This window comes from Algirhabdus cladophorae, assembly GCF_044772865.1.
Classification (GTDB): domain Bacteria; phylum Pseudomonadota; class Alphaproteobacteria; order Rhodobacterales; family Rhodobacteraceae; genus Algirhabdus; species Algirhabdus cladophorae.
In genome coordinates this window covers 1,816,442-1,837,432 of sequence record NZ_CP173029.1, presented here as the reverse complement: position 1 = coordinate 1,837,432, position 20,991 = coordinate 1,816,442, and the positions used below count along the sequence as shown (strand labels likewise).

Here is a 20,991-nt window from a genome sequence, read left to right as displayed (position 1 = left end):
GCGGTTTGTGATCTTTTTACAACCCATACGGGAATTGGGGTGCTATCTGTATGTATGTTCCGCTGATGAAATAGTGAGTTCACTGTGGGGTATTTGGGAAAAGCGGTTCTAAAACCTGTTGTCAAAATTGTCTGGCTGCGAGGGTATCGCATTCAAGAATGCAATTTCACCTTATCCCAAGAAATGGACTTATCAGCCAAGTTTAATCAACTTGCACAGCCTGAAAAAACAATGCTCGGCATGGGTATCCTATAGTATCCGTCTACTTGGTAAGGCGCTGTTAGATCATCGATTTCCTGTCTAATTACAGACTGAATATTAGGGTCTTGCCGCTCTAGAATGAGCGGGACGCGAACCCCGAATTTCATGAAAAACTCAAAGAAACTGGGGCCGGGGGCATGCAATACGTTTTGGACAATCTCGGATTCTATGTCTGAGAAGCCTGCACGGGTCATCATTTCAGAAACTTTTGTTTCCTCAGATAATATGTATGCGTTTGGTGCAGGATCAGCACGCGACATGTCGGCGTGTCGCCCCAAGACATCGAACAAAAGCCGATAGCACTCGGAACGGTCTGGTCCAAGCCATTGGCTAAACACGAACCTGCCAGTCGGTTTAAGAACACGGCGGGCTTCTGACATTGCCTTTTCCGGACTGGTCACATGAAACAGGACGATATTGCTGAGAACAGCGTCAAATGTCGCGTCTTGGGCAGGCAAGTTTTCTACATCTGCAACCGAGAACGATATGTCAGGGAATTTCAATTTCGCTTGTTGGATCATCCCTTCCGAGAAGTCGACACCTTCAACTGAGGCTCCTAGCAATTTCGCGCTTGCTGCTACAAAACCGGGACCGCAGCCTGCATCCAGCACTCTTGCGTCAGGAAATAGGTGCGCATGATCAAGAAGTTTTGGAATGGTTTGAAGCGTTGCGCGTGCCGTAGCGTCGCCGTAATTCTCAGCCCTTTTTGTCCAGCCATCGCGTTCCCCATTTCTGAATGCCGAGTAGTCCATCCCATGTCTCCTTGTGGGAACAAAAGAACACAACAAACGATACTCTGGCAAACAAGAACGGAAACGGTGGGGCTTTGGATAATATAACTGGTGAAGGATTGGATGGCATTTTTGTCGTGTAAAACAAAAAAGCCGCGCTGTAGGACCAGCGCGGCTTTGAAACGTCTGTAACGTTTGAAGAGGCGTTTAAGCTTCTTCGTCGTCCGATGCGTCTTCTGCAGGGGCTTCAACAGCCTCGGCCAGATCGTCGTCTTCGGACGCTGCAGCACCGATATCGTCGAACAACTCGGCAATTTCGAATTCTGCTTCGGCTTCAGCTTCGGCAGCCAATTCTTGGATCGACTTACCAGAGGCCTGCAGTTCTGCTTCTTCTTCGGAGCGGGCGACGTTCAGGTCGAACGTTGTTTCCACTTCGGGGTGCAGTTTGACAGACACAGTGTGCAGGCCCAGTTCCTTGATCGGAGCTGTCAGTGCAATCTGTTTTTTGTCGACTGTGAAGCCTTCGGCGGTAGCTGCATCAGCGGCATCGCGTGGTGTAACCGAACCATAAAGCGAGCCTGCGTCAGACGCAGAGCGAATCACGATGAACTGCTGACCACCAAGTTTGTCAGCCATTGCATCGGCTTCTTTTTTGGTCTCAAGGTTGTTGGCCTCAAGCTGGGCTTTCTCGGCTTCAAAGCGGGCGATGTTGCCAGCGTTTGCGCGCAATGCTTTGCCCTGAGGCAGCAAGAAGTTACGTGCGTAACCTTCTTTGACAGCAACAACTTCGCCCATTTGGCCAAGTTTTGCGACGCGTTCGAGGAGGATAACTTGCATGATGTCTCTCCTTATTTCACAGCGTAGGGCAGCAGGGCCAAGAAGCGGGCGCGTTTGATGGCACGGGCCAACTCACGCTGCTTTTTGGCGGAGACTGCAGTGATGCGGGACGGTACGATTTTGCCGCGCTCTGAGATGTAGCGCTGCAGCAAACGTGTGTCTTTGTAGTCGATCTTTGGTGCGTTCTCACCGGAGAAGGGGCACACTTTGCGACGACGGAAAAATGGTTTAGATGCCATAACTTAAGATCCTTTCTTAAACCAGCTTAGCGGCGCTCACGGCGTTCGCCGCGGTCGTCACGTTTTTGCATTTGCACAGAGGGGCCTTCTGCGTGTTCGTCGACTTTGATTGTCAACACACGCATCACATCGTCGTGCAAGCGCATCAGGCGTTCCATCTCTTGAATAGCAGGTGCTGGTGCATCTGTTTTCAAGAAGGCGTAGTGGCCTTTGCGGTTTTTGTTGATCTTGTAGGCCATCGTTTTGATGCCCCAGTATTCGTTTTCAACAAGCGTACCGCCGTTGTCTGCCAATACTGTGCCAAAATGTTCGATGAGGCTTTCGGCCTGCGCGCCGGACAAGTCCTGACGCGAAATGAAGACATGCTCGTACTTAGGCATGCGCACTCCAGTTCAATTTTCAAGCGTGTTTCAAAGAGCCAGCGGTTCAAGTCTGTTGCAGCTGGTTCACGAGAGGCCACGCGGGTCAAAGGTATCGCAACAGAAGCTGCCTTATACATGGGCCAGAGTTTTGCGCAAGTCCGCCAAACTTTTGTCTTAATCGCCCTTTAGTTGAGTCCGTGTGCCGCTAAAAGAGCATGGGTTATCAGGGACAGAAAATTATGTCAGCAACGTTCGAGTTCGACAGCTTTACCACAGCGCCGTCTGGTCATCGCGGATCAATCATTATTGATCGCAACGCTTGGGGTTTGACGTTGAAGACTGCCGAGATCCCATTTGGTTTGATGGCGCGTCAGTGGACCGCGCGGCTTGCCGGTGTCGCCTTGGCGGGGTGTTCGATCCTGCATTGGTTGGTGACGGATATTGCGTTGAACGCGGAGATGTTGCTTTTGAAATTGGCCGTTACAGCGGTGTTTTTGACCTGTTCTTTGCTGGCCTTCCATTTTGCCCATCGCAGCAATCCCATTGCGTTTGAAGTTGATCATGTGAACCGGCAAATTCGGACTATTTTGGAGGATGGCCGCCGATCTGTTTTGGCCACGACCCAGTTTGACGACATTGAGGATCTGTTCATTGCGTCAGTCGACCAGCATTATGCGCTGGTATATGTCTTGCAGGGCGCAACGTCGGCGGAAATTCTTGTGGAAGGACCCTATGGCGAAATGGAATTCCTTGAATGGGAAATTCGCCGCTGCATCACGGTCTAACGCAAGTTGTTCGTTCCTGAACACAAAGTGTTTAGAACCGTTGAATTGATTTTGTCAGGATTTGGTGCGTTTCCTGAGGCATCCCACAACCAAAAGGATCCCTTCCATGAAATCACTCGTCCTTGCCGCCGCGTTTGCACTTGGTGCCACGTCAGCTGTTGCTGCGCCGGAAAAATACATGTTGGACGCCAGCCATAGCCAAATCATCTTTAACTACGAACATTTTGGGTTTTCGACGACCTATGGCATGTTCTCTGGGTTTGAAGGCGAGATCATGTTTGACGAAGCAGATCCCGCAAACTCATCCGTGACTGTATCCATGCCGGTAAAGAGCATGTTTACTGGCTGGGAACAGCGCGACGGCCATTTTATGTCCGGCGATTTCTTTGGCGCCCAAGACGGTGACATGATTACATTTGCTTCGACCGGTATCGAGGTGACGGGCGATCAGACGGCCCTTATCACTGGCGATTTGACAATGAACGGGATGACGAAAGCCGTTGTCTTGGACGCCGTTTTGAACAAAACCGGCCAGCACCCGATGGAAGGTAAAGTCTGGGCTGGATTTGATGCCACAACATCTGTGTTGCGATCGGACTTTGGCCTTGGTGCATTTGCCCCGGCGGTCTCTGACGAAGTAAACATCGTGATTTCTATCGAGGCGGCCAAAGCCAACTAAGCCGTACAGGTTGAAATGAGGAAGGGCCGTTCAGAAATAGAGCGGCCCTTTGTCTTGTTTGGTCTGGACTTTGGGTTTGACTATTGCTGGGCCGTTAGCTCAAAGCGCACATCAACGCCAAAGGCCAGTGAGCTTTCGTCAGGCATACTGGCGCCAATGCCATAGTCAATCCGGTTGAGGCTGAAGCGCCCCGAGGCTTGGGCGATGTCTTCCCGAAAACTAAGGTCAAACGGAAAACTAAGCGGCATGTTGATGCCCTTAAGGGTCAACGTGCCCACGGCCATGTGATTGTCCTCAACAGCGATCAGATCCCCTTTGAAAATTGCGGTTGGGTGGTTCTCGCGATCAAAGAAATCAAACCCCATGGCTTGGTCTGTTACGGACCCCAAGCTGAGTGAGCCGATGTTGATCGCGATCTCCACCGTGCCGCGCGGACCCAGAGGGGCCTCGCGATCATAGCTGATAGAGGCGGTCCAATCGGCGAATTGACCTTCGACGGCGCTGCCAAACTGCATGACGGTGATGCCAAGATTGCCGTCTTGGACCTGCCATTGGCTGGCGGCGGTCTCAAGTTGTGTACCCGTTGCCGTGTCGGCCATGGGTTTGGTCGCGAACATCCCAAGGCCCGATCCGATGCCAAGGGCTGCGATGTAGACGACGCCTGCGGTCAGGATCGGAACGAACTTTTTGTGATTGGGGTCTGGTTCTGGCACAGCCGGGGTGCCCGGCAGCATACGCATCAGCGTGTTGTCGCGATCGATAAAGTGGTGTTTCAGCGCGCCTGCTACATGCAAAAAGATCGACAGAATTAGGACGCGTTCAAAAATAATATGCAGGCTGGTCGCGATATGAGACACTGTATCAGATTTGGGGACCAGCGGTAGGTTTTGCCCAAAAGGCCACCAAATTGGCGCAAAGCCGCTGCTTGCGGCGTGATGCACCCAGCCCGACAAAGGCACCACAATCAAAGAGGCGTAAAGCGTGTAATGGACAGTTTCGGCCAGCCAGCTTTCCAGTTTTTTGTCGGCATTCAGCAGTCCGGGTTTGGTTTGACTGAGGGCCCATAGGATTCGAGCGATGGCCACAAAGAAAACGGTAACGCCAAGGGTCTTATGCAGCGAAAACAAAAACGCCGTTTGTTCGACAAAACTTGCATCACTCGCCATTTCGCCAGATTTGATTTGGTGTGCTTTGCCGTTGGCAATGACGCCCAATGGGATCAGCGTAATGATCAAGGCAGCGGTCAGCCAATGAAAGCTTTTGGTGACAGAGCCGTAGAATTTGAGCGAGTTTTGTGCGGGCATTAAAAGGGTCCTTAAATCTGCTAGGACAAGATATACTGTGTCTGCGATCGCCCGCATCACATTTTTGCGCAGAAAAGGGCTGCGCGAATGAACAGGGTTTATTGTGATGCCGGGCTTCATTGGGTAAGGGGAATGAACAAACGAGCAGGGAGGGTCGCATGACACGCGCATTTGTTTTTCCGGGGCAGGGTGCCCAAACCATTGGCATGGGCAAGGCCTTGGCAGACGCCTATCCGGCGGCCCGCGCTGTTTTTGAAGAGGTCGACGCAGCTTTGGGCGAAAAGCTCAGCGCGTTGATTTGGGAAGGTGACATTGCGGAATTGACCCTTACCCAAAATGCGCAACCTGCTTTGATGGCTGTGTCTTTGGCGACGATCAAGGCGCTGGAAGCCGAGGGCGTGACGTTGGATGCCGCACAATATGTGGCGGGGCATTCCTTAGGGGAATATTCCGCTCTGGCCGCTGCTGGATCGTTCAGCATTACGGACACGGCAAAATTGCTACGCACCCGCGGATTGGCCATGCAAGCGGCTGTGCCTGTCGGCGAGGGGGCGATGGCGGCGATCCTTGGACTGGATTTTGCAGCGGCGTCAGCTGTGGCTGAAGAGGCAGCCATGGGTGAGATTTGCACGGCTGCAAACGACAACGATCCCGCACAAGTCGTGGTGTCTGGCCACAAGGATGCCGTGGAACGGGCCGTTACTTTGGCCAAGGAAAAAGGCGCAAAGCGCGCGCTATTGCTGCCCGTAAGCGCACCATTTCATTGTGCGCTAATGGAGCCTGCGGCCCAAGCGATGGCGGTGGCCCTTGGCGACGTGGACATGGAGCGCCCGAAGGTCCCACTTGTGGCCAATGTTCTGGCCCATGATGTGAGCCAAGTGGCCAGCATCCGTTCGCTATTGGTTGAGCAGATCACGGGATCTGTTCGTTGGCGCGAGTCAGTTATGTGGATGGCAGGTCAAGGTGTGACGGAAATTTGGGAAATCGGTGCAGGCAAGGCCCTGTCAGGGATGATCCGCCGAATTGACAAAACCATTGAAACCCGCGCTGTTGGGACCGCTGAGGATGTCGTGGCTGCGGCAAAAAGTATAGGATAGGGAACGTTCGAATGTTTGATCTTACAGGAAAAAATGCGCTGGTGACGGGTGCCTCTGGCGGGATTGGTGGCCAGATTGCCCGCGATTTGCATGCAGCAGGTGCCACGGTTGGCCTTTCGGGGACCCGTGTTGAGCCGCTGGACGCTTTGGCAGCAGAGTTGGGCGCACGGGCTCATGTGCTACCGTGTGACCTTGGGGACGCGGAGGCTGTGACAGCCCTGCCAAAACAAGCAGCCGAGGCGATGGGATCAGTTGATATCTTGGTCAACAACGCAGGTATCACACGCGACAACTTGTTTATGCGTATGTCCGATGATGAATGGCAGTCAGTGATTGATGTGAACCTGACCAGCACCATGCGTCTGTGCAAGGGCGTGCTGCGCGGCATGATGAAAGCCCGCTGGGGGCGGATCATCAATATCAGCTCTGTCGTTGGTGCCACAGGAAACCCCGGTCAGGGCAATTATGCAGCGTCCAAAGCGGGCATGGTTGGTATGTCCAAGTCGTTGGCATATGAAGTTGCCAGCCGTGGCATCACTGTCAATTGCGTGGCCCCGGGGTTCATTGAAACAGCGATGACGCAAAAGCTGAATGACACTCAAAAGGACGCGATTTTGTCCAATATCCCTGCTGGTCGTATGGGAAACCCGTCTGAAATTGCCTCGGCCGTCGTCTATTTGGCCAGTGCTGAGGCAGGATATCTGACGGGAACCACAATGCATATCAACGGCGGAATGGCGATGATTTAAGGGCGGTTGCCACGCCAGACCTATGAGGTGCAATTTCAACGTGAAAGCGTTTGCGTTGTCTGAACTGTGTGTTATAGGCGGCGCAGAATGCCATAGAGTGTTGCGACATAAACTGGCACGCTGGGGTTGAAAAACCTTATGGAGCCGCCCAACTAGGGCACACCAAGGGCTGCGGCCCAAGATACAAAGGAATATGACATGAGCGACGTAGCAGACCGTGTAAAGAAAATCGTTGTAGAGCATTTGGGCGTTGAAGAAGAGAAAGTGTCTGAAACCGCTTCGTTCATCGACGATTTGGGCGCAGACAGCCTGGACACTGTTGAGTTGGTCATGGCGTTTGAAGAAGAGTTCGGCATCGAGATCCCGGATGATGCCGCTGAGACCATTCAAACATTTGGCGATGCAGTGAAGTTTATCACTGAAGCTGCCTAATCGCGCATACCGCTTTTGGTTTTGAACGGCGTCCTTTGGGACGCCGTTTTGCGTTAATTTACGGCAAATTTTATAAGTTTCATATTCTGGGCACAGTTTGGCCCAAATGGATCAATATGCTTTCCCACGTTGATAACGCCGGCTTTTGTCGGATGGGGTGAGAGAGTTAATGCCAACTGTATACGCTTTGGGCGCTACAAACATTTCGGTTTCGGATTCTGAATCCTTGTCTGGCGGCGACCAGGGCAGTGGCGTGCATCTACAGGACAAGTTCATCACGCTTGATAGCAACGCTTGGGAAGCCGTGGACATAAACGACACAGACAATAATTTTGCCGATTCCGACACAAATCAGACTTTGGATGGTCAGCAATCCTTTAACAACACCACCTATGACAACGGTTTGGTCGTGGAGGCCGAATATCAGCTGACCCTGCGCGCCCCGGACGGCACAGAATACACGGTTTATGGGTTCAATGTGCGTGAACCCGGTGCGCCCAATTCTTATGGGACGGTTGAGGGGCTTGCATTTTTTGGCTCTCAAGGTGGTTTTCCGCCTATCGGGGTGCCCTTGGAAGTTGTTGGGACCATGGAAGGGCCTTCGACTGGCTACCAAACCCTAGCGACACCTATTTGCTTTACCAAGGGTGGAATGATTGCCACGCCAACAGGCGAAGTTGCCGTAGAGGATTTAAAGGTGGGTGATCTGGTCGAGACATTGGATCATGGACCACAAGTCATTCGATGGGTTGGATCCAGCCGCTATCCACGGGTTGCCTTGGATCGGAATCCCAATTTTCGGCCCGTATGGGTCAAGGCAGGGGCATTGGGTCCAAATGTGCCGTCTTGCGACACGTTGTTGTCACCCCAGCATCGGGTATTGATTTGCGGTTGGCAGGCAGAGTTGCTGTTTGGCGAGGTTGAGGTGTTGGTGCCAATCCACAAGCTGATCAATGACCAAATGATTTTGCGGATACCGGACGACGAGGATGTCGAATATTTCCATGTTCTGTTTGACCACCACGAAGTGATATGGTGCAACGGTATGCCCAGCGAAAGCCTGTTGCCCGCTGCCCAATACGAGTTGGCATCGGACGAAGGAAAGGTCGCTGCAGACGAGGCTTTGGCGATCCTACCTTTTGCGCCCTGCGATGTGGCCAAGTCCAGCAGTGTTCGGTCTTGTCTAAATAACAAGGAAGTGGCCGTTTTGCGGGATATGTTGGCGCCGCGCGCCAAGGACGCCGCATAATTTACACGCAAAAATCTGCATAGTTTTCGCAGCCCTCTTGCCCCTGTCCCCTAAGGCGCGGTATGTCCAGTGCAACCTGCGATATTTAAGATGGGGTAGAATATGCGGCGCGTAGTAGTAACTGGATTGGGGATGGTCAGTCCCTTGGCGGATGGTGTTGATGCAACCTGGAGCCGCCTTTTGGCCGGTCAATCAGGCGCAGGCACGATCACAAAGTTTGACGCCAATCACCTTGCAACGAATTATGCCTGTGAAGTGCCGTATGGGGATGGATCCGACGGCTCGTTTGATCCCAACCTTTATATGGAGCCGAAGGAACAGCGCAAAGTTGATAACTTTATCTTATATGGAATGGCTGCGGCGCAACAGGCTATCGCAGACAGTGGCTGGACGTTGGACGGCGATGACGATGCATTCCGCACCGGTGTGATGATCGGATCTGGGATTGGTGGTCTTAACGCTATTGCCGACACTGCGGTGCTGCTTAAGGAGCGGGGGCCACGGCGTGTCTCGCCTTTCTTTATTCCCAGCGCTTTGATCAATTTGGTCAGCGGGCAGGTTTCTATCAAATATGGCTTTAAGGGGCCGAACCATGCGGTCGTGACGGCCTGTTCGACAGGCGCTCATGCCATCGGCGATGCGGCGCGGTTGATTGCATTAGATGATGCGGATGTGATGATTGCAGGCGGCGCAGAAAGCCCGATCAGCGAAATTGGCATTGCAGGGTTTAATGCCTGTAAGGCGCTTAGCACCAAGCATGCAGATGACCCAACCAAAGCCAGCCGTCCGTGGGATGCAGACCGTGATGGGTTTGTCATGGGCGAGGGCGCTGGTGTTGTGGTTTTGGAAGAATACGAACACGCCAAAGCGCGTGGTGCCAAGATCTATGCCGAAATTCTGGGCTATGGCCTATCGGGGGATGCGCATCACATCACAGCGCCGCCGCCTGATCATGAGGGTGCTGAACGCGCTATGCGGGCGGCTGTTAAGCGCGCGGGGATCGATGTCTCGGCCATTGACTATGTGAATGCACACGGAACGTCGACCATGGCGGACACCATTGAATTGGGCGCGGTTGAGCGGCTTTTGGGTGAGGCGTCTAGTGGGGCGTCTATGTCATCCACCAAGTCGGCGATTGGTCACTTGTTGGGCGCTGCTGGGGCTGTTGAAGCGATCTTTTGTATTTTGGCATTGCGCGACCAAGTCGCCCCGCCCACCTTGAACCTTGAAACCGTGGATTGCGAGCATTCCATTGATTTGATTGGCCCAGAAAAGCGTGAGCGCGAGATCAATGTGGTCTTGTCCAATTCCTTTGGGTTTGGCGGGACCAATGCCAGCCTTATAATGGGTAAAGTCAACTAATGTGGAGGCATGTGGCCAGCAACGCGTTGACGTTTTTCGTTGTGGCGCTGTTTTTGTTGGGCGGTGTGATCCTTTGGGGATCAAAAGAATATCAGGCTGAAGGGCCATTGACCCAAGCGATCTGTTTGCAGGTCAAATCCGGGGCCAGCTTTGCCTCGGTCAGTCGTGATCTTGAGGGGCAGGGTGCCGTTTCAAATGGGCGCATCCTGCGCATTGGTGCTGACTATGCGGATAAGACACGCCAATTGAAGGCTGGCAGTTTTTTGGTGCCGGAACAGGCCTCTATGTCCGAGATCGTCGATATTGTAACTCGTGGCGGTGCCAGCAGTTGTGGCACGGAAGTCGTCTATCGCATTGGTGTTCTGCGCAATGATGTATTGGTGCGGGAACTTGACCCCGCCACTGGACGATTTGTAGAGCGGGCAAAATTCCGGCCAGATGAGGAAGAGGCCCCTGCGATTTATGCGGACGTGCTGGAAGGTGCTGACACGCGGTTGCGGGTCTCAGTGGCCGAAGGGGCTACGAGCTGGGCTGTGGTTGAGGGGCTGAAATCCATTGATGTACTGGACGGCACTGTGGCAGAGGTGCCTGTGGAGGGCGCATTGGCGCCCGACAGCTATGCCTTTGTCAAAGGCACGCCACGTGCAGAACTGCTGGCGCAGATGCAAGACAAGCAGGCGCAGATCTTACAAGCTGCGTGGGACAGCCGGTCGGATCGAACGCCGCTGCAATCGGCCCAAGAGGCGCTGATCCTTGCATCGATTATCGAGAAAGAAACGGGGATTGCCGAAGAACGCGGGCAAGTGGCCAGCGTATTTGTCAATCGGTTGAACCAAGGGATGAAGCTGCAAACTGACCCGACTGTGATTTATGGTATCACAAAGGGCGAGGGCAGTCTGGGCCGTGGTTTGCGCCGAAGTGAGCTGAGAGCAGCGACGCCGTACAATACCTATGTCATTGATGCGCTGCCACCGACGCCGATTGCAAACCCTGGGCGGGCGAGCATCCAAGCGGCCTTAAACCCTGAAGATACGGACTATATTTTCTTTGTGGCGGACGGCACAGGCGGCCATGCGTTTTCTGTAACACTGGCGGATCACAACGCCAATGTGGCCAAATGGCGAGCCATTGAAGCGGCGCGCCAGAACCAATAGCCACCCTTTTAAATCTTAAGAAAATGTAATGTTTGCGGACGGTTAGGCCATGTGCCCGAGCGGGTTTACCTTGACTTTGCGAACGGTCTATGGCACAACTTATGCATGCTAGGAGAAGTGAGAAAGCGGCCTTGGGTTAGTCCCCATGTGCCGTTTTTTTGTTTCTGTCGTGTGGAGTCCCCTTAAGTTCAGGCGCACACATTCATGAACGGATCTATACCAGACGACCCGAATTTCGAAGCTGTGGAAAGCCATCTTCGAAGGGCCCGCGAGATGTATGAGCATATGACTCAACAAATGGCGGAAATGATCCGAGAGCTGAAATCTGGACGCGATCCGGATGCCTCGGATAGCAACAAACTTTTGCGCGAATTGGAAAAGGCGCAGAATAATTTTTTGGGTGCGGAGGCCCGATTACATGAGCTATCGAAACAGCACAAACGCGCAGCGGAGGGAGCCAACGAACTCGACCTCGGGCTTGCAAGAACTGAAATCGGGTGCAGATTGGCTCGCCTCCGTAGAAGCAGATGTCCAAGAGGACTTCCTCGACAGCCTGACGGAGCATGAGTTATGTGCGCTGCCTTTTCTGTTTGAGTTTTGGGCGATGGAACATCAGTTGCCGCCAGAAGGCGATTGGAAGACTTGGGTGATCATGGGCGGCAGAGGAGCGGGAAAGACCCGCGCCGGGGCCGAATGGGTGCGTAGTTTGGTCGAAGGGCCGCGACCCGGTGATCCCGGCCAGTGCCGCAGTGTGGCGTTGATCGGTGAGACGATAGATCAGACCCGTGAAGTGATGGTGTTCGGAGAGAGCGGCATTTTAGCCTGTTCCCCGCCGGATCGGAGGCCAAAGTGGATTTCGGGTCGCAAACAATTGGAATGGCCAAATGGTGCGGTGGCGCAGGTTTTTTCGGCTCATGATCCAGAGGCCTTGCGTGGTCCACAATTTGATGCAGCTTGGGTCGATGAGTTGGCCAAGTGGAAAAAAGCCCAAGAGACATGGGACATGTTGCAGTTTGCCTTGCGCCTCGGGGACCGCCCGCAGCAATGCGTGACTACAACGCCGCGTAATATCAAATTGCTCAAGGAATTGCTGGCGCGCAGTTCTACTGTGGTGTCCACAGCGCCGACCGAGGCAAATCGCGCCAACCTTGCCGACAGCTTCCTTGAAGAAGTGCAGACCCGCTACGCCGGCACCCGTCTGGGGCGTCAGGAATTGGATGGTGTGTTGTTAGAAGACACAGAAGGGGCGCTGTGGACGGAGCGGCTGCTGGAGCAAGCCATCGTTGACGAATTACCAGAGTTTGACCGTGTGGTGGTTGCCGTCGATCCGCCTGTGAGCGGCAAAGTGACCTCGGATGAGTGCGGAATTGTAGTGGTTGGTGCGGTATTAAAAGGCCCGCCGCAACACTGGAAGGCCTATGTCTTGGCCGATCAGTCCGTTACAGCGGCCAGCCCGCAGGCGTGGGCTGCGCGGGCGGTACACGCGATGCAAGAGTTTGATGCAGACAAAATGGTCGCTGAGGTCAATCAGGGTGGAGATTTGGTTGAATCAGTTGTCCGCCAGATTGATCCGTTAACGCCTTACCGTTCGGTGCATGCATCGAAAGGTAAGGTTGCTCGGGCAGAACCTGTAGCAGCACTTTATGAGCAAGGCCGCGTACATCACGTTCGGGGTTTGACAGAGCTTGAAGACCAGATGGCGAAGATGAGCCTGACGGGCTATGCGGGCAAAGGCAGTCCAGACCGCGTTGATGCGCTGGTATGGGCCTTGCACGAAGTTCTGATTGGTCCGGCGGGCTCGTACCGCCAACCTATGATCCGGTCGCTGTAGCGCAGCGTTTCAAAATGAGAGTGGCTTTGAGGACCCGTTTGCGGGGCTGAGAAGTCGTGTCCCGATGGACAAGGAGTTTGATGATGGTTTTTGATTTTCTGCGTAAGGGGGCTGCTACGGCACCGTCTGCCAAGGCAAGTGCTGCTGCCCCAACGATTGCTTATCACGGCTCGGGTCGCGTTGCATGGAGCCCGCGCGACACGGGGTCGTTGACCCGGGCTGGCTTTGCGGGCAACCCCGTGGGGCACCGCGTGGTCAAGCTGATTGCAGAAGGGGCTGCGGCCCTGCCTTTGGTATTGGAGGATAGCGAACAACGGTTTGTGTCACATCCTTTGTTGGATTTGATCCATAGCCCGAACCCAGCCCAAGGCCGTGCGGAATTATTTGAGGCGCTTTTTGGTCAGTTACTGTTGACCGGTGACGCTTACTTGGAGGCGGTTGGCGATGGCTCGCCCCATGAGTTGCATGTTCTTAGGTCTGATCGGATGCGGGTTATTCCGGGGTCGGATGGTTGGCCTGTCGGCTATGAATACAAAGTGGGCGCCCGTGCACATCGATTTAATGTGACGGCTGAGGGATCGCCTGTCTGCCATATCAAGACCTTCCATCCACAAGATGATCACTATGGATTTTCGCCAATGCAATCGGCGGCCTCGGCCGTGGATGTACACAACGCGGCGTCGCGCTGGTCCAAAGCCCTTTTGGACAATGCGGCCCGTCCGTCCGGCGCGATTGTCTTTAAAGGTGTGGATGGTCAGGCCAGCATGAGCACAGATCAGTACGACCGTTTGGTCAATGAAATGGAAAGCCATCATCAAGGCGCGCGTAATGCGGGACGCCCGATGTTGTTGGAAGGTGGGTTGGACTGGAAACAGATGGGCTTTTCCCCCTCTGATATGGAATTCCAGAAAACCAAAGAGGCTGCAGCGCGCGAAATTGCGACCGCATACGGCGTGCCACCGATGCTGTTGGGTATTCCTGGCGATGCGACATATGCAAATTTCGCTGAGGCCAATCGCGCATTTTATCGCCACACAGTATTGCCCATGGCGACGCGCGTTGCGGCCTGTGTGTCCAGTTGGTTGTCGCAATTGTCCGGCGAGCAGGTTTTCCTGAAGCCTGATTTGGATCAGGTGCCTGCGTTGGCTGCGGAACGGGACGCCCAATGGGCGCGAGTCGCCAATGCGGCCTTCCTGACCGAGCAAGAAAAACGTGCTTTGCTGGGGTTACCTGTGTTGAGCCAAGACAATGAGTGAACCGCTGGATCTTGATGCGTTTGATTGCGCGCCAGCCCACCGAATTGTTGCCAACGAGCGGATCGCCAACCTGCAGTTTGATGCGTTGAACAAACGCTTGGACCGGTTGGAACAAAGCGCCGAGCGGTTGGAAAAACGGCTTTGGTTGATCGTCTTTGGAGTTGTCGGCGTGATTTTAGCGCAGGCCTTTCAATCGGTCCTGAGCGTTCAATAGCCCAGATTTGAGGAGTGGCTACGATGGAATTGGAACATAAATTTTGCAAATTGGGCGAGACTTTGGAGCTGGCAGAAGGTGTCTTGGTTGAGGGGTATGCATCGGTCTTTGGCAAATGTGACCAGGGTGGCGATGTGGTCCAACCAGGTGCCTATGCCGCCAGTTTGAAGGCGCTGAATGCAAAAGGTGGCACGGTCAAAATGCTTTGGCAGCATAACCCTGCTGAGCCGATTGGTGTGTGGGATACTGTCCACGAAGATGCGCGCGGGCTTTACGTCAAAGGCCGCATCTTGGCGGATGTTGAAAAAGGTCGCGAGGCAATTGCCTTGATTGAAGCAGGTGCCATTGATGGTTTGTCCATCGGGTATCGCACGGTCAAAGCGACAAAGGATGACAAAGGGCGCCGCCTTTTGTCCGAGCTGGAACTTTGGGAAGTGTCGCTTGTGACTTTTCCGATGCTTCCTGATGCGCGGGTCTTGGCCAAGGGTGACAGTTCCCTTGATCATGACATGCGTGACTTGACGGATGCGCTGAACCACGCGCGTGCGTTGCTGGTGGGCTAACCACCGGATTTTAACCCAGACCAATAAGGACGACGTGATGAGCACATCAGACGACCCCGGGTTTGCCGGAGGGCCAGTGTCCCCGGCGGCTCAGATGAAAACTGCGCTTGCGGATTTTGTCAGTGATTTGAAAGCGTTCAAAGGTGGAATTGACCACAAGTTTCAACAACAGGAAAAGCGAATGACTATGCTTGATCAAAAGAATTATACCCCTGCGGCACGCCCTGTGTTGTCCGCAAGCAGCGACGAAGCCCCACATCAAAAGGCATTTGATGCCTATTTGCGCTCGGGCGATGATGACGGTCTTCGCGGTCTGGAACTGGATGCAAAGTCCATGTCCACAGCCGTAGCAGGCGACGGCGGCTATTTGGTCGATCCCGCAACTTCGGCTACTATTCAATCGGTTTTGGGTTCGACAGCGTCGATCCGTTCGATTTCTACAGTCGTAAATGTTGAAGCCACATCCTATGATGTCTTGGTTGATCGTGGCGAACTTGGCAGCGGTTGGGCAAACGAAGCGACCACTGTGACCGAGACAGACACACCGGCCATCGAGCGTATTTCGATCCCGTTGCACGAGTTGTCTGCCTTGCCTAAGGCCAGCCAACGTTTGCTGGATGACAGCGCCTTTGACATTGAAACATGGCTTGCGTCGCGGATTGCTGAAAAGTTCTCGCGCGCTGAGGCAGCGGCCTTTATCATTGGTGACGGCGTCGACAAGCCACGCGGTTTTTTGAACCACCCAACAGTTGACGCAGACACCGCGACTTGGGGTGAGATCGGTTATCTGGCCACGGGTGAAGCAGGTGCATTGGGATCCCCTGATGTTTTGGTTGATTTGGTTTATGCCTTGGGTGCCGAATACCGTGCGAACGGCACATTTGTCATGAATTCCAAGACCGCTGGCGAGATCCGTAAGGTCAAAGATGGCGACGGCCGTTTCTTGTGGTCCGATGGACTGGCAGCTGGCGAACCTGCGCGTTTGCTGGGCTATCCGGTACTGATCGCCGAAGATATGCCTGACATTGCTGACGGTGCCGACGCGATTGCCTTTGGTGATTTTGCCTCTGGTTACACTATCGCAGAGCGCCCTGATCTGCGCGTTCTTCGAGATCCTTTCAGCGCCAAACCGAATGTTTTGTTCTATGCGACAAAGCGTGTTGGCGGTGATGTTTCGGACTTTGCAGCGATCAAAGTTCTGAAATTCGCAACGGCCTAAACCCCCGCGCGATAAGATCGGGGAGCGATCCCTGATCTGATTGGGCGCGTGCCGCACAACACCCGTGTTGTCTAGCTGCTTCCCTCCGTCCGAGCAATGCGGAGGCACGCGTCCCTTTTTACGTCCTTGCGACGGAGTGCAGATTTTTTCGGAGAGTTTCGATGATTTTAGTCGAAGAGACGGCTGTCGCTACAGCCGCCCTGCCTGTGGTGCAATTCAAGGAGCATTTGCGCCTTGGCACAGGGTTTTCAGATGATGCCGTGCAAGACGCTGTGTTGGAGAGCTTTCTACGTGCTGCGATTGCCGCAGTGGAAGCTAGAACTGGTAAAATGCTGCTGAGCCGCATTTTTACGTGGTCTCTGACGGATTGGCGTCATGCGGCCCGACAAGCGCTGCCAGTGGCTCCAGTCGTGCAAATCCAAGCCGTTATCCTAAAGGACCGATTTGATGAAGCGACCCCCGTAGATGCGGCGAGGTATTCGCTGGCGCAGGATGCGCACCGCCCTGTTTTGGAAGCGGTCGGGAGCTGTTTGCCTGTTGTGCCTCCTCATGGTGGCGTCGATATTCAGTTTGAAGCAGGCTACGGCACGGTCTGGGCCGATGTTCCTGCAGATTTGGCCCAAGCGGTTTTGCTGCTGGCGGCGCATTACTATCAATATCGTGCCGAAACGGGCCTTGGAGAAGGCTGTATGCCGTTTGGTGTCTCGGCCTTGTTGCAACGCTATCGTCCCGTGCGGGTCGGATTGAGAGCGTCGTAATGAACCCGGTTAATCTTTGTCGGCAACTGGTTTTAGAGCAGGCTGTGCAAATCCCGGATGGGGCAGGTGGCTTTAATCAGACATGGCAGGCCTTGGGCAAACTATGGGCCGAGGTCAAGGCTAGTAGTGGCCGTGTCCCGAACGGGGATTTGGGGCCAGTCTCGCGGGTGAATTATAAAATCACCGTGCGTGCAGCCCCTCATGGCGCAGAAAGTCGCCCCCAGCCAGATCAACGTTTCACTGAAGGCAGCCGTGTTTTTCGGATCAACGCAGTTGGCGAAAGCGATGCACATGGTGGGTATTTGACCTGCTATGCCCATGAAGAGGTGGTGTCATGAGTTACGGTGTTTCAGCGGCGCTGCAACAGGCCGTCTATCAACAATTGTCGAACGATGCGTCGATCACAGCTCTGGTTGGATCGGCGGTATATGACACAATTCCAAGTGGCACGTTGCCCGATACCTATGTCAGCCTCGGACCGGAAGTTGTTCGTGATCGATCAGATAAAACCGGATCAGGTGCTAACCATATTTTTGAGGTTTCAGTCGTCACAACTATTGCAGGTTTTGCTACAGCAAAATCGGTGGGTGCTGCTATTTCGGATGCGTTGCACCGGGCTGACATGGCCTTGTCACGTGGCACTTTGGTCGGACTTGTCTTTGTCCGCGCAGATGCCAAACGCATCGGATCCGGCGACACACGACGCATTGATCTGAAATTTCGTGCGCGCGTTGATGATAGCTGATCTTAACTTTCAAATATTAGAACAAGTACATGATTTGATGGAGAAAACCTATGGTTGCCCAAAACGGAAAAGACCTTTTGATTAAGCTGGATATGACTGGCGACGGTCAATTCGAAACAATCGCTGGACTGCGGGCAACCCGTATTTCCTTTAATGCGGAAACAGTGGATGTCACTAGTCTAGACAGCGAAGGTGGCTGGCGTGAATTGCTGGGTGGGGCCGGTGTGCGGTCTGCTGCGATTTCAGGCTCAGGTGTTTTCAAAGACGCCAATACTGATGAGCGTGCTCGACAGATCTTCTTTGATGGCGAAATCCCGGAATTCCAGGTCATTATCCCCGACTTTGGCACCATCGAAGGTGCGTTTATGGTCAGTTCGCTGGAATACGCTGGTAGCCACAATGGTGAGGCAACTTATGAGTTGAGCCTCGCGTCTGCTGCTGCTTTGACCTTTACGGCTTTGTGATATGGCCAATCCTTGGAGGGGGGATGTGGCTTTGCAACTCGATGGAGTGCGCCACGTGGCGCGCCTGACGTTGGGGGCTTTGGCCGAATTAGAGAGTACTCTCGACAGTGACACTTTGGTGGGTCTGGTGGGGCGGTTCGAACAAGGGAACTACTCTTCACGGGATGTTTTGGCCGTGGTGGTGGCTGGCTTGCGTGGAGGTGGATGGACCGGCCAAAGCGCTGACTTGATGTCCGTTGATATCGAAGGTGGCCCGGTTGCCGCAGCGCAGGCCGCAGCACGCCTCTTGGCCCAGGCATTTTCGCTGCCGGAGGGACCATGAGCGATCAAGTAAATTGGCTGATCTGGATGCAGGTGGGCATGCGGCAATTGAATTTGCGGCCTGATGATTTTTGGGCACTTACCCCGGCCGAACTGATGTTCTTGCTGGGGCAAGATGGAGCGCAAGAACCGTTGGGGCGCGACCAGCTGGCCGCATTAAGTGCACGCTTTCCTGATGAAAAAAGGACAGATAAATGAGCGATTATGACAGTATAGACAGTTTGGATTCGCAGGTAGACGCGCTGGAAAGCTCGATGTCGGCCGCAGCGTCTGTAACAGCCAGTTTTGACGCCGAATTGGGGCGCATGCGTGGGTCTTTGTCTGCAACGGGCCGAGACGTTAGTGCGTTGAGTGGGGGGTTTAGTCGTGGATTGCGTAACGCATTCGACGATGTGGTGTTTGATGGCGGCAAACTGTCGGATGCTTTGGGTGGTTTGGCCCGAAACATGGCCGACACAGCTTATTCAGCAGCAGCAAAGCCTGTTTTCAACCATGTCGGTGGCATGTTGTCAGGATTGGTTGGCGATACCTTTGGATCGGCGTTGCCGTTTGCCAAAGGGGCTGGTTTTGCCCAAGGGCGCGTGATGCCTTTTGCCAAAGGCGGCGTCGTGGATAGCCCGGTTACGTTTCCGATGCGTGGCGCTACAGGGCTTATGGGGGAAGCCGGTCCAGAGGCCATCATGCCGCTTACACGTGGCCCGGATGGATCCCTTGGTGTGCGGTCGCAGGGCGGCGGTGGTGCTGTCAATGTCGTGATGAACATTTCGACACCAGATGCTGCAAGTTTTCGCAAATCGTCTACGCAAGTGTCAGCGCAAATGAGCCGTGCCTTGAGCCGTGGCCAACGAAACAGATAAGGAAGGAATGAGTATGGATTTTCATGACATTCGATTTCCCACGTCGCTGAGTTTTGGTGCCGTGGGTGGGCCAGAGCGTCGCACAGAAATTGTGACGCTGACCAACGGTCACGAAGAACGCAATACGCCATGGCAGCATTCGCGCCGCCGCTATGATGCAGGCACCGGTCTACAAACCCTTGATGATATTGAAGAGCTCATTTCATTTTTTGAGGCACGCGGTGGTCAAATGGCGGGCTTTCGGTGGAAAGATTGGTCTGATCATAAATCCTGTATGCCGTCCAAGGTGCCTGACTTTGAAGACCAGGTCATTGGGACTGGGGATGGGGAAACCACTTCGTTTCAATTGATCAAAACCTATGTTTCCGGTGCTCACAGCTATGTGCGTCCCATAAAAAAACCGGTTTTGGGCAAAGTGTCGTTGGGACTGGCGGGGGAACGGCAGGTTGAGGGCACCCACTATAGTGTCGATACGACAGTTGGTTTAGTTACTTTTTCTGACGCCCCCATGGCTGGAACACTGGTATCTGCAGGATTTGAATTTGATGTTCCAGTGCGGTTTGATACGGACCGAATTCAAAGTTCCATGTCGCGATTTCGTGCAGGAGAAGTGCCTGACGTACCGGTTATTGAGGTACGCGTGTAATGATCGATCAAACTGAGTTTCTCACCCACCTAAAGACTGGCAATACAACTGTTTGCCGGTGCTGGTCGGTGACCCGAAATGACGGCGTTCAATTAGGGTTTACCGATCACGATGGTGATCTTGAGTTCGACGGTCTGGTGTTTAAAGCGGGGTCCGGCCTGAGTGCTGTCGCTGTTCAGCAAACGACCGGCTTAGCCGTGGATAATACTGAAGCTTTGGGGGCTTTGACGGACGAGGCGATTTCGCATGCAGATATTGAAGCCGGGCGATTTGATGGTGCTGAAGTCTCGGTATGGTTGGTAAATTGGTCTGATCCCGCGCAACATTCTTTGCAGTTTCGTGGACACATCGGTGAAATCAAGCGAGGCAGCCATGAGTTCACAGCGGAATTGCGGGGCCTGACGGATGCCTTGAACCAACCGCGTGGAAGGGCTTATCAACCCGCATGTTCAGCAGTATTGGGGGATGCCGGGTGTAAATTTGATACGCTTCAAGCCGGGTTTTTCTACGAAGGCCCAATGGGCGCGCTGGAAGATGGTCGAGTTTTAAAAGACTTGGATCTAAGTGCGTTTGATCTAGGCTGGTTTTCAAGAGGCGTAGTGGAAGTGTTGACAGGATCGGCCAAAGGGCTGCGTGCGAGCATCAAACAAGATCATATGCAGGCGGATGTCCGGGTTCTTCAGCTGTGGGAACCAATTCGTGCTGCTTCGAGTTTTGACGACATTATCCGCGTTACTGTGGGGTGTGATAAGCAATTTGGCACCTGCCAAACCAAGTTTCAAAACGTTCTAAATTTTCAGGGGTTTCCGCATATTCCCGGTGAGGATTGGCTGGTGACCAGCCCTGTGGCGCTGTCTGCGCGTTCGTGGGAATAGA

Annotated in this window: 27 protein-coding genes; 22 read left to right on the top strand and 5 right to left on the bottom strand. The window is 53.8% G+C overall.

Annotated elements, in window-relative coordinates:
* Nucleotides 1–206: 206 nt before the first annotated feature.
* The 4 genes from ACIRQ6_RS08895 to rpsF all read right to left on the bottom strand — a co-directional run bounded on the left by ACIRQ6_RS08895 (nucleotide 207) and on the right by rpsF (nucleotide 2,448).
* Nucleotides 207–1,046 carry a class I SAM-dependent methyltransferase gene (locus ACIRQ6_RS08895; RefSeq protein ID WP_420863772.1) on the bottom strand — a complete coding sequence of 280 codons (840 nt, stop codon included), beginning with the start codon at nucleotides 1,044–1,046 and terminating at the stop codon, nucleotides 207–209.
* A 153-nt stretch (nucleotides 1,047–1,199) separates the two neighbouring features.
* The gene (gene rplI, locus ACIRQ6_RS08890; protein ID WP_420863771.1) at nucleotides 1,200–1,829 is read right to left on the bottom strand and encodes a 50S ribosomal protein L9; all 630 of its coding nucleotides are present in this window, start codon (nucleotides 1,827–1,829) and stop codon (nucleotides 1,200–1,202) included.
* Nucleotides 1,830–1,840: 11 nt separating this feature from the next.
* On the bottom strand, nucleotides 1,841–2,068 hold the full coding sequence (rpsR, locus tag ACIRQ6_RS08885; RefSeq protein ID WP_242106406.1) for a 30S ribosomal protein S18: 228 nt from the start codon (nucleotides 2,066–2,068) through the stop codon (nucleotides 1,841–1,843).
* A gap of 26 nt (nucleotides 2,069–2,094) precedes the next feature.
* Nucleotides 2,095–2,448: a 30S ribosomal protein S6 gene (gene rpsF / locus ACIRQ6_RS08880; RefSeq protein ID WP_420863770.1), complete on the bottom strand. Its 354-nt coding sequence runs from the start codon at nucleotides 2,446–2,448 to the stop codon at nucleotides 2,095–2,097.
* Nucleotides 2,449–2,669: 221 nt separating this feature from the next.
* Here rpsF and ACIRQ6_RS08875 point away from each other — a divergent pair, with 221 nt between their 5' ends.
* Both ACIRQ6_RS08875 and ACIRQ6_RS08870 read left to right on the top strand, forming a co-directional pair.
* Nucleotides 2,670–3,215 (top strand): hypothetical protein, encoded by a 546-nt coding sequence (locus ACIRQ6_RS08875; protein ID WP_420863769.1) that lies wholly within the window; start codon nucleotides 2,670–2,672, stop codon nucleotides 3,213–3,215.
* 106 nt (nucleotides 3,216–3,321) lie between these two features.
* On the top strand, nucleotides 3,322–3,894 hold the full coding sequence (locus ACIRQ6_RS08870; protein ID WP_420863768.1) for a YceI family protein: 573 nt from the start codon (nucleotides 3,322–3,324) through the stop codon (nucleotides 3,892–3,894).
* A gap of 80 nt (nucleotides 3,895–3,974) precedes the next feature.
* Here the strand turns inward: ACIRQ6_RS08870 and ACIRQ6_RS08865 are convergent, their stop codons facing one another.
* Nucleotides 3,975–5,198, bottom strand: coding sequence for a cytochrome b/b6 domain-containing protein (locus tag ACIRQ6_RS08865; protein ID WP_420863767.1), 1,224 nt, complete (start codon nucleotides 5,196–5,198; stop codon nucleotides 3,975–3,977).
* Between the two features lie 158 nt (nucleotides 5,199–5,356).
* On the opposite strand from ACIRQ6_RS08865, the gene fabD reads away from it, so the two are divergent.
* From fabD to ACIRQ6_RS08765, 20 genes are all read left to right on the top strand, one after another.
* Entirely contained in the window at nucleotides 5,357–6,295 is a 939-nt protein-coding gene (gene fabD, locus ACIRQ6_RS08860; RefSeq protein WP_420863766.1) for an ACP S-malonyltransferase, read from the top strand.
* An 11-nt stretch (nucleotides 6,296–6,306) separates the two neighbouring features.
* Nucleotides 6,307–7,044: a 3-oxoacyl-ACP reductase FabG gene (gene fabG, locus ACIRQ6_RS08855; RefSeq protein ID WP_420863765.1), complete on the top strand. Its 738-nt coding sequence runs from the start codon at nucleotides 6,307–6,309 to the stop codon at nucleotides 7,042–7,044.
* A 198-nt stretch (nucleotides 7,045–7,242) separates the two neighbouring features.
* On the top strand, nucleotides 7,243–7,476 hold the full coding sequence (locus ACIRQ6_RS08850; protein ID WP_420863764.1) for an acyl carrier protein: 234 nt from the start codon (nucleotides 7,243–7,245) through the stop codon (nucleotides 7,474–7,476).
* Nucleotides 7,477–7,645: 169 nt separating this feature from the next.
* Nucleotides 7,646–8,725 (top strand): Hint domain-containing protein, encoded by a 1,080-nt coding sequence (locus ACIRQ6_RS08845; protein ID WP_420863763.1) that lies wholly within the window; start codon nucleotides 7,646–7,648, stop codon nucleotides 8,723–8,725.
* Nucleotides 8,726–8,827: 102 nt separating this feature from the next.
* Nucleotides 8,828–10,087: a beta-ketoacyl-ACP synthase II gene (fabF, locus tag ACIRQ6_RS08840; RefSeq protein WP_420863762.1), complete on the top strand. Its 1,260-nt coding sequence runs from the start codon at nucleotides 8,828–8,830 to the stop codon at nucleotides 10,085–10,087.
* Nucleotides 10,087–11,241 (top strand): endolytic transglycosylase MltG, encoded by a 1,155-nt coding sequence (gene mltG / locus ACIRQ6_RS08835; RefSeq protein WP_420863761.1) that lies wholly within the window; start codon nucleotides 10,087–10,089, stop codon nucleotides 11,239–11,241. The genes fabF and mltG overlap by 1 nt, the downstream gene beginning before the upstream one ends.
* A 487-nt stretch (nucleotides 11,242–11,728) precedes the next feature.
* Nucleotides 11,729–13,072, top strand: a complete 1,344-nt coding sequence (locus ACIRQ6_RS08830; protein ID WP_420863887.1) for a DNA-packaging protein — start codon at nucleotides 11,729–11,731, stop codon at nucleotides 13,070–13,072.
* An 83-nt stretch (nucleotides 13,073–13,155) separates the two neighbouring features.
* On the top strand, nucleotides 13,156–14,328 hold the full coding sequence (locus tag ACIRQ6_RS08825; RefSeq protein WP_420863886.1) for a phage portal protein: 1,173 nt from the start codon (nucleotides 13,156–13,158) through the stop codon (nucleotides 14,326–14,328).
* Nucleotides 14,321–14,542, top strand: a complete 222-nt coding sequence (locus ACIRQ6_RS08820; protein ID WP_420863760.1) for a GTA head formation protein, RCAP_rcc01685 family — start codon at nucleotides 14,321–14,323, stop codon at nucleotides 14,540–14,542. Before ACIRQ6_RS08825 ends, ACIRQ6_RS08820 begins: the two co-directional genes overlap by 8 nt.
* Before the next feature lie 23 nt (nucleotides 14,543–14,565).
* The gene (locus tag ACIRQ6_RS08815; RefSeq protein WP_420863759.1) at nucleotides 14,566–15,105 is read left to right on the top strand and encodes an HK97 family phage prohead protease; all 540 of its coding nucleotides are present in this window, start codon (nucleotides 14,566–14,568) and stop codon (nucleotides 15,103–15,105) included.
* Between the two features lie 37 nt (nucleotides 15,106–15,142).
* Nucleotides 15,143–16,324: a phage major capsid protein gene (locus tag ACIRQ6_RS08810; protein ID WP_420863758.1), complete on the top strand. Its 1,182-nt coding sequence runs from the start codon at nucleotides 15,143–15,145 to the stop codon at nucleotides 16,322–16,324.
* Nucleotides 16,325–16,485: 161 nt separating this feature from the next.
* Nucleotides 16,486–17,082, top strand: a complete 597-nt coding sequence (locus ACIRQ6_RS08805) for a head-tail connector protein (RefSeq protein ID WP_420863757.1) — start codon at nucleotides 16,486–16,488, stop codon at nucleotides 17,080–17,082.
* On the top strand, nucleotides 17,082–17,420 hold the full coding sequence (locus ACIRQ6_RS08800) for a head-tail adaptor protein (RefSeq protein WP_420863756.1): 339 nt from the start codon (nucleotides 17,082–17,084) through the stop codon (nucleotides 17,418–17,420). The genes ACIRQ6_RS08805 and ACIRQ6_RS08800 overlap by 1 nt, the downstream gene beginning before the upstream one ends.
* Nucleotides 17,417–17,827: a DUF3168 domain-containing protein gene (locus tag ACIRQ6_RS08795; RefSeq protein WP_420863755.1), complete on the top strand. Its 411-nt coding sequence runs from the start codon at nucleotides 17,417–17,419 to the stop codon at nucleotides 17,825–17,827. The genes ACIRQ6_RS08800 and ACIRQ6_RS08795 overlap by 4 nt, the downstream gene beginning before the upstream one ends.
* Nucleotides 17,828–17,877: 50 nt before the next feature.
* Nucleotides 17,878–18,291: a phage major tail protein, TP901-1 family gene (locus ACIRQ6_RS08790; RefSeq protein ID WP_420863754.1), complete on the top strand. Its 414-nt coding sequence runs from the start codon at nucleotides 17,878–17,880 to the stop codon at nucleotides 18,289–18,291.
* A gap of 1 nt (nucleotide 18,292) precedes the next feature.
* Entirely contained in the window at nucleotides 18,293–18,613 is a 321-nt protein-coding gene (locus ACIRQ6_RS08785) for a gene transfer agent family protein (protein ID WP_420863753.1), read from the top strand.
* The gene (locus ACIRQ6_RS08780; RefSeq protein WP_420863752.1) at nucleotides 18,610–18,810 is read left to right on the top strand and encodes a rcc01693 family protein; all 201 of its coding nucleotides are present in this window, start codon (nucleotides 18,610–18,612) and stop codon (nucleotides 18,808–18,810) included. The genes ACIRQ6_RS08785 and ACIRQ6_RS08780 overlap by 4 nt, the downstream gene beginning before the upstream one ends.
* Entirely contained in the window at nucleotides 18,807–19,469 is a 663-nt protein-coding gene (locus ACIRQ6_RS08775) for a phage tail tape measure protein (RefSeq protein WP_420863751.1), read from the top strand. The genes ACIRQ6_RS08780 and ACIRQ6_RS08775 overlap by 4 nt, the downstream gene beginning before the upstream one ends.
* A 13-nt stretch (nucleotides 19,470–19,482) precedes the next feature.
* A complete protein-coding gene (locus tag ACIRQ6_RS08770; protein WP_420863885.1) occupies nucleotides 19,483–20,115 on the top strand; it encodes a phage distal tail protein, Rcc01695 family in 633 nt (210 codons plus the stop codon).
* Nucleotides 20,115–20,990 (top strand): DUF2163 domain-containing protein, encoded by an 876-nt coding sequence (locus ACIRQ6_RS08765; RefSeq protein WP_420863750.1) that lies wholly within the window; start codon nucleotides 20,115–20,117, stop codon nucleotides 20,988–20,990. The genes ACIRQ6_RS08770 and ACIRQ6_RS08765 overlap by 1 nt, the downstream gene beginning before the upstream one ends.
* Nucleotide 20,991: the final 1 nt, after the last annotated feature.

What these genes read in the sequence shown, in the direction of transcription:
- ACIRQ6_RS08795 (WP_420863755.1), top strand. Translation starts at nt 17,417, where the DNA reads ATGAGTTACGGTGTTTCAGCGGCGCTGCAACAGGCCGTCTATCAACAA.
- mltG (WP_420863761.1), top strand. Translation starts at nt 10,087, where the DNA reads ATGTGGAGGCATGTGGCCAGCAACGCGTTGACGTTTTTCGTTGTGGCG.
- ACIRQ6_RS08775 (WP_420863751.1), top strand. Translation starts at nt 18,807, where the DNA reads ATGAGCGATTATGACAGTATAGACAGTTTGGATTCGCAGGTAGACGCG.
- fabF (WP_420863762.1), top strand. Translation starts at nt 8,828, where the DNA reads ATGCGGCGCGTAGTAGTAACTGGATTGGGGATGGTCAGTCCCTTGGCG.
- ACIRQ6_RS08825 (WP_420863886.1), top strand. Translation starts at nt 13,156, where the DNA reads ATGGTTTTTGATTTTCTGCGTAAGGGGGCTGCTACGGCACCGTCTGCC.
- rpsR (WP_242106406.1), bottom strand. Translation starts at nt 2,068, where the DNA reads ATGGCATCTAAACCATTTTTCCGTCGTCGCAAAGTGTGCCCCTTCTCC.
- ACIRQ6_RS08815 (WP_420863759.1), top strand. Translation starts at nt 14,566, where the DNA reads ATGGAATTGGAACATAAATTTTGCAAATTGGGCGAGACTTTGGAGCTG.
- ACIRQ6_RS08820 (WP_420863760.1), top strand. Translation starts at nt 14,321, where the DNA reads ATGAGTGAACCGCTGGATCTTGATGCGTTTGATTGCGCGCCAGCCCAC.
- ACIRQ6_RS08810 (WP_420863758.1), top strand. Translation starts at nt 15,143, where the DNA reads ATGAGCACATCAGACGACCCCGGGTTTGCCGGAGGGCCAGTGTCCCCG.
- ACIRQ6_RS08805 (WP_420863757.1), top strand. Translation starts at nt 16,486, where the DNA reads ATGATTTTAGTCGAAGAGACGGCTGTCGCTACAGCCGCCCTGCCTGTG.
- ACIRQ6_RS08790 (WP_420863754.1), top strand. Translation starts at nt 17,878, where the DNA reads ATGGTTGCCCAAAACGGAAAAGACCTTTTGATTAAGCTGGATATGACT.
- ACIRQ6_RS08850 (WP_420863764.1), top strand. Translation starts at nt 7,243, where the DNA reads ATGAGCGACGTAGCAGACCGTGTAAAGAAAATCGTTGTAGAGCATTTG.
- ACIRQ6_RS08785 (WP_420863753.1), top strand. Translation starts at nt 18,293, where the DNA reads ATGGCCAATCCTTGGAGGGGGGATGTGGCTTTGCAACTCGATGGAGTG.
- ACIRQ6_RS08780 (WP_420863752.1), top strand. Translation starts at nt 18,610, where the DNA reads ATGAGCGATCAAGTAAATTGGCTGATCTGGATGCAGGTGGGCATGCGG.
- rpsF (WP_420863770.1), bottom strand. Translation starts at nt 2,448, where the DNA reads ATGCCTAAGTACGAGCATGTCTTCATTTCGCGTCAGGACTTGTCCGGC.
- ACIRQ6_RS08765 (WP_420863750.1), top strand. Translation starts at nt 20,115, where the DNA reads ATGATCGATCAAACTGAGTTTCTCACCCACCTAAAGACTGGCAATACA.
- ACIRQ6_RS08870 (WP_420863768.1), top strand. Translation starts at nt 3,322, where the DNA reads ATGAAATCACTCGTCCTTGCCGCCGCGTTTGCACTTGGTGCCACGTCA.
- ACIRQ6_RS08770 (WP_420863885.1), top strand. Translation starts at nt 19,483, where the DNA reads ATGGATTTTCATGACATTCGATTTCCCACGTCGCTGAGTTTTGGTGCC.
- ACIRQ6_RS08875 (WP_420863769.1), top strand. Translation starts at nt 2,670, where the DNA reads ATGTCAGCAACGTTCGAGTTCGACAGCTTTACCACAGCGCCGTCTGGT.
- ACIRQ6_RS08845 (WP_420863763.1), top strand. Translation starts at nt 7,646, where the DNA reads ATGCCAACTGTATACGCTTTGGGCGCTACAAACATTTCGGTTTCGGAT.
- ACIRQ6_RS08865 (WP_420863767.1), bottom strand. Translation starts at nt 5,198, where the DNA reads ATGCCCGCACAAAACTCGCTCAAATTCTACGGCTCTGTCACCAAAAGC.
- ACIRQ6_RS08800 (WP_420863756.1), top strand. Translation starts at nt 17,082, where the DNA reads ATGAACCCGGTTAATCTTTGTCGGCAACTGGTTTTAGAGCAGGCTGTG.
- fabD (WP_420863766.1), top strand. Translation starts at nt 5,357, where the DNA reads ATGACACGCGCATTTGTTTTTCCGGGGCAGGGTGCCCAAACCATTGGC.
- fabG (WP_420863765.1), top strand. Translation starts at nt 6,307, where the DNA reads ATGTTTGATCTTACAGGAAAAAATGCGCTGGTGACGGGTGCCTCTGGC.
- rplI (WP_420863771.1), bottom strand. Translation starts at nt 1,829, where the DNA reads ATGCAAGTTATCCTCCTCGAACGCGTCGCAAAACTTGGCCAAATGGGC.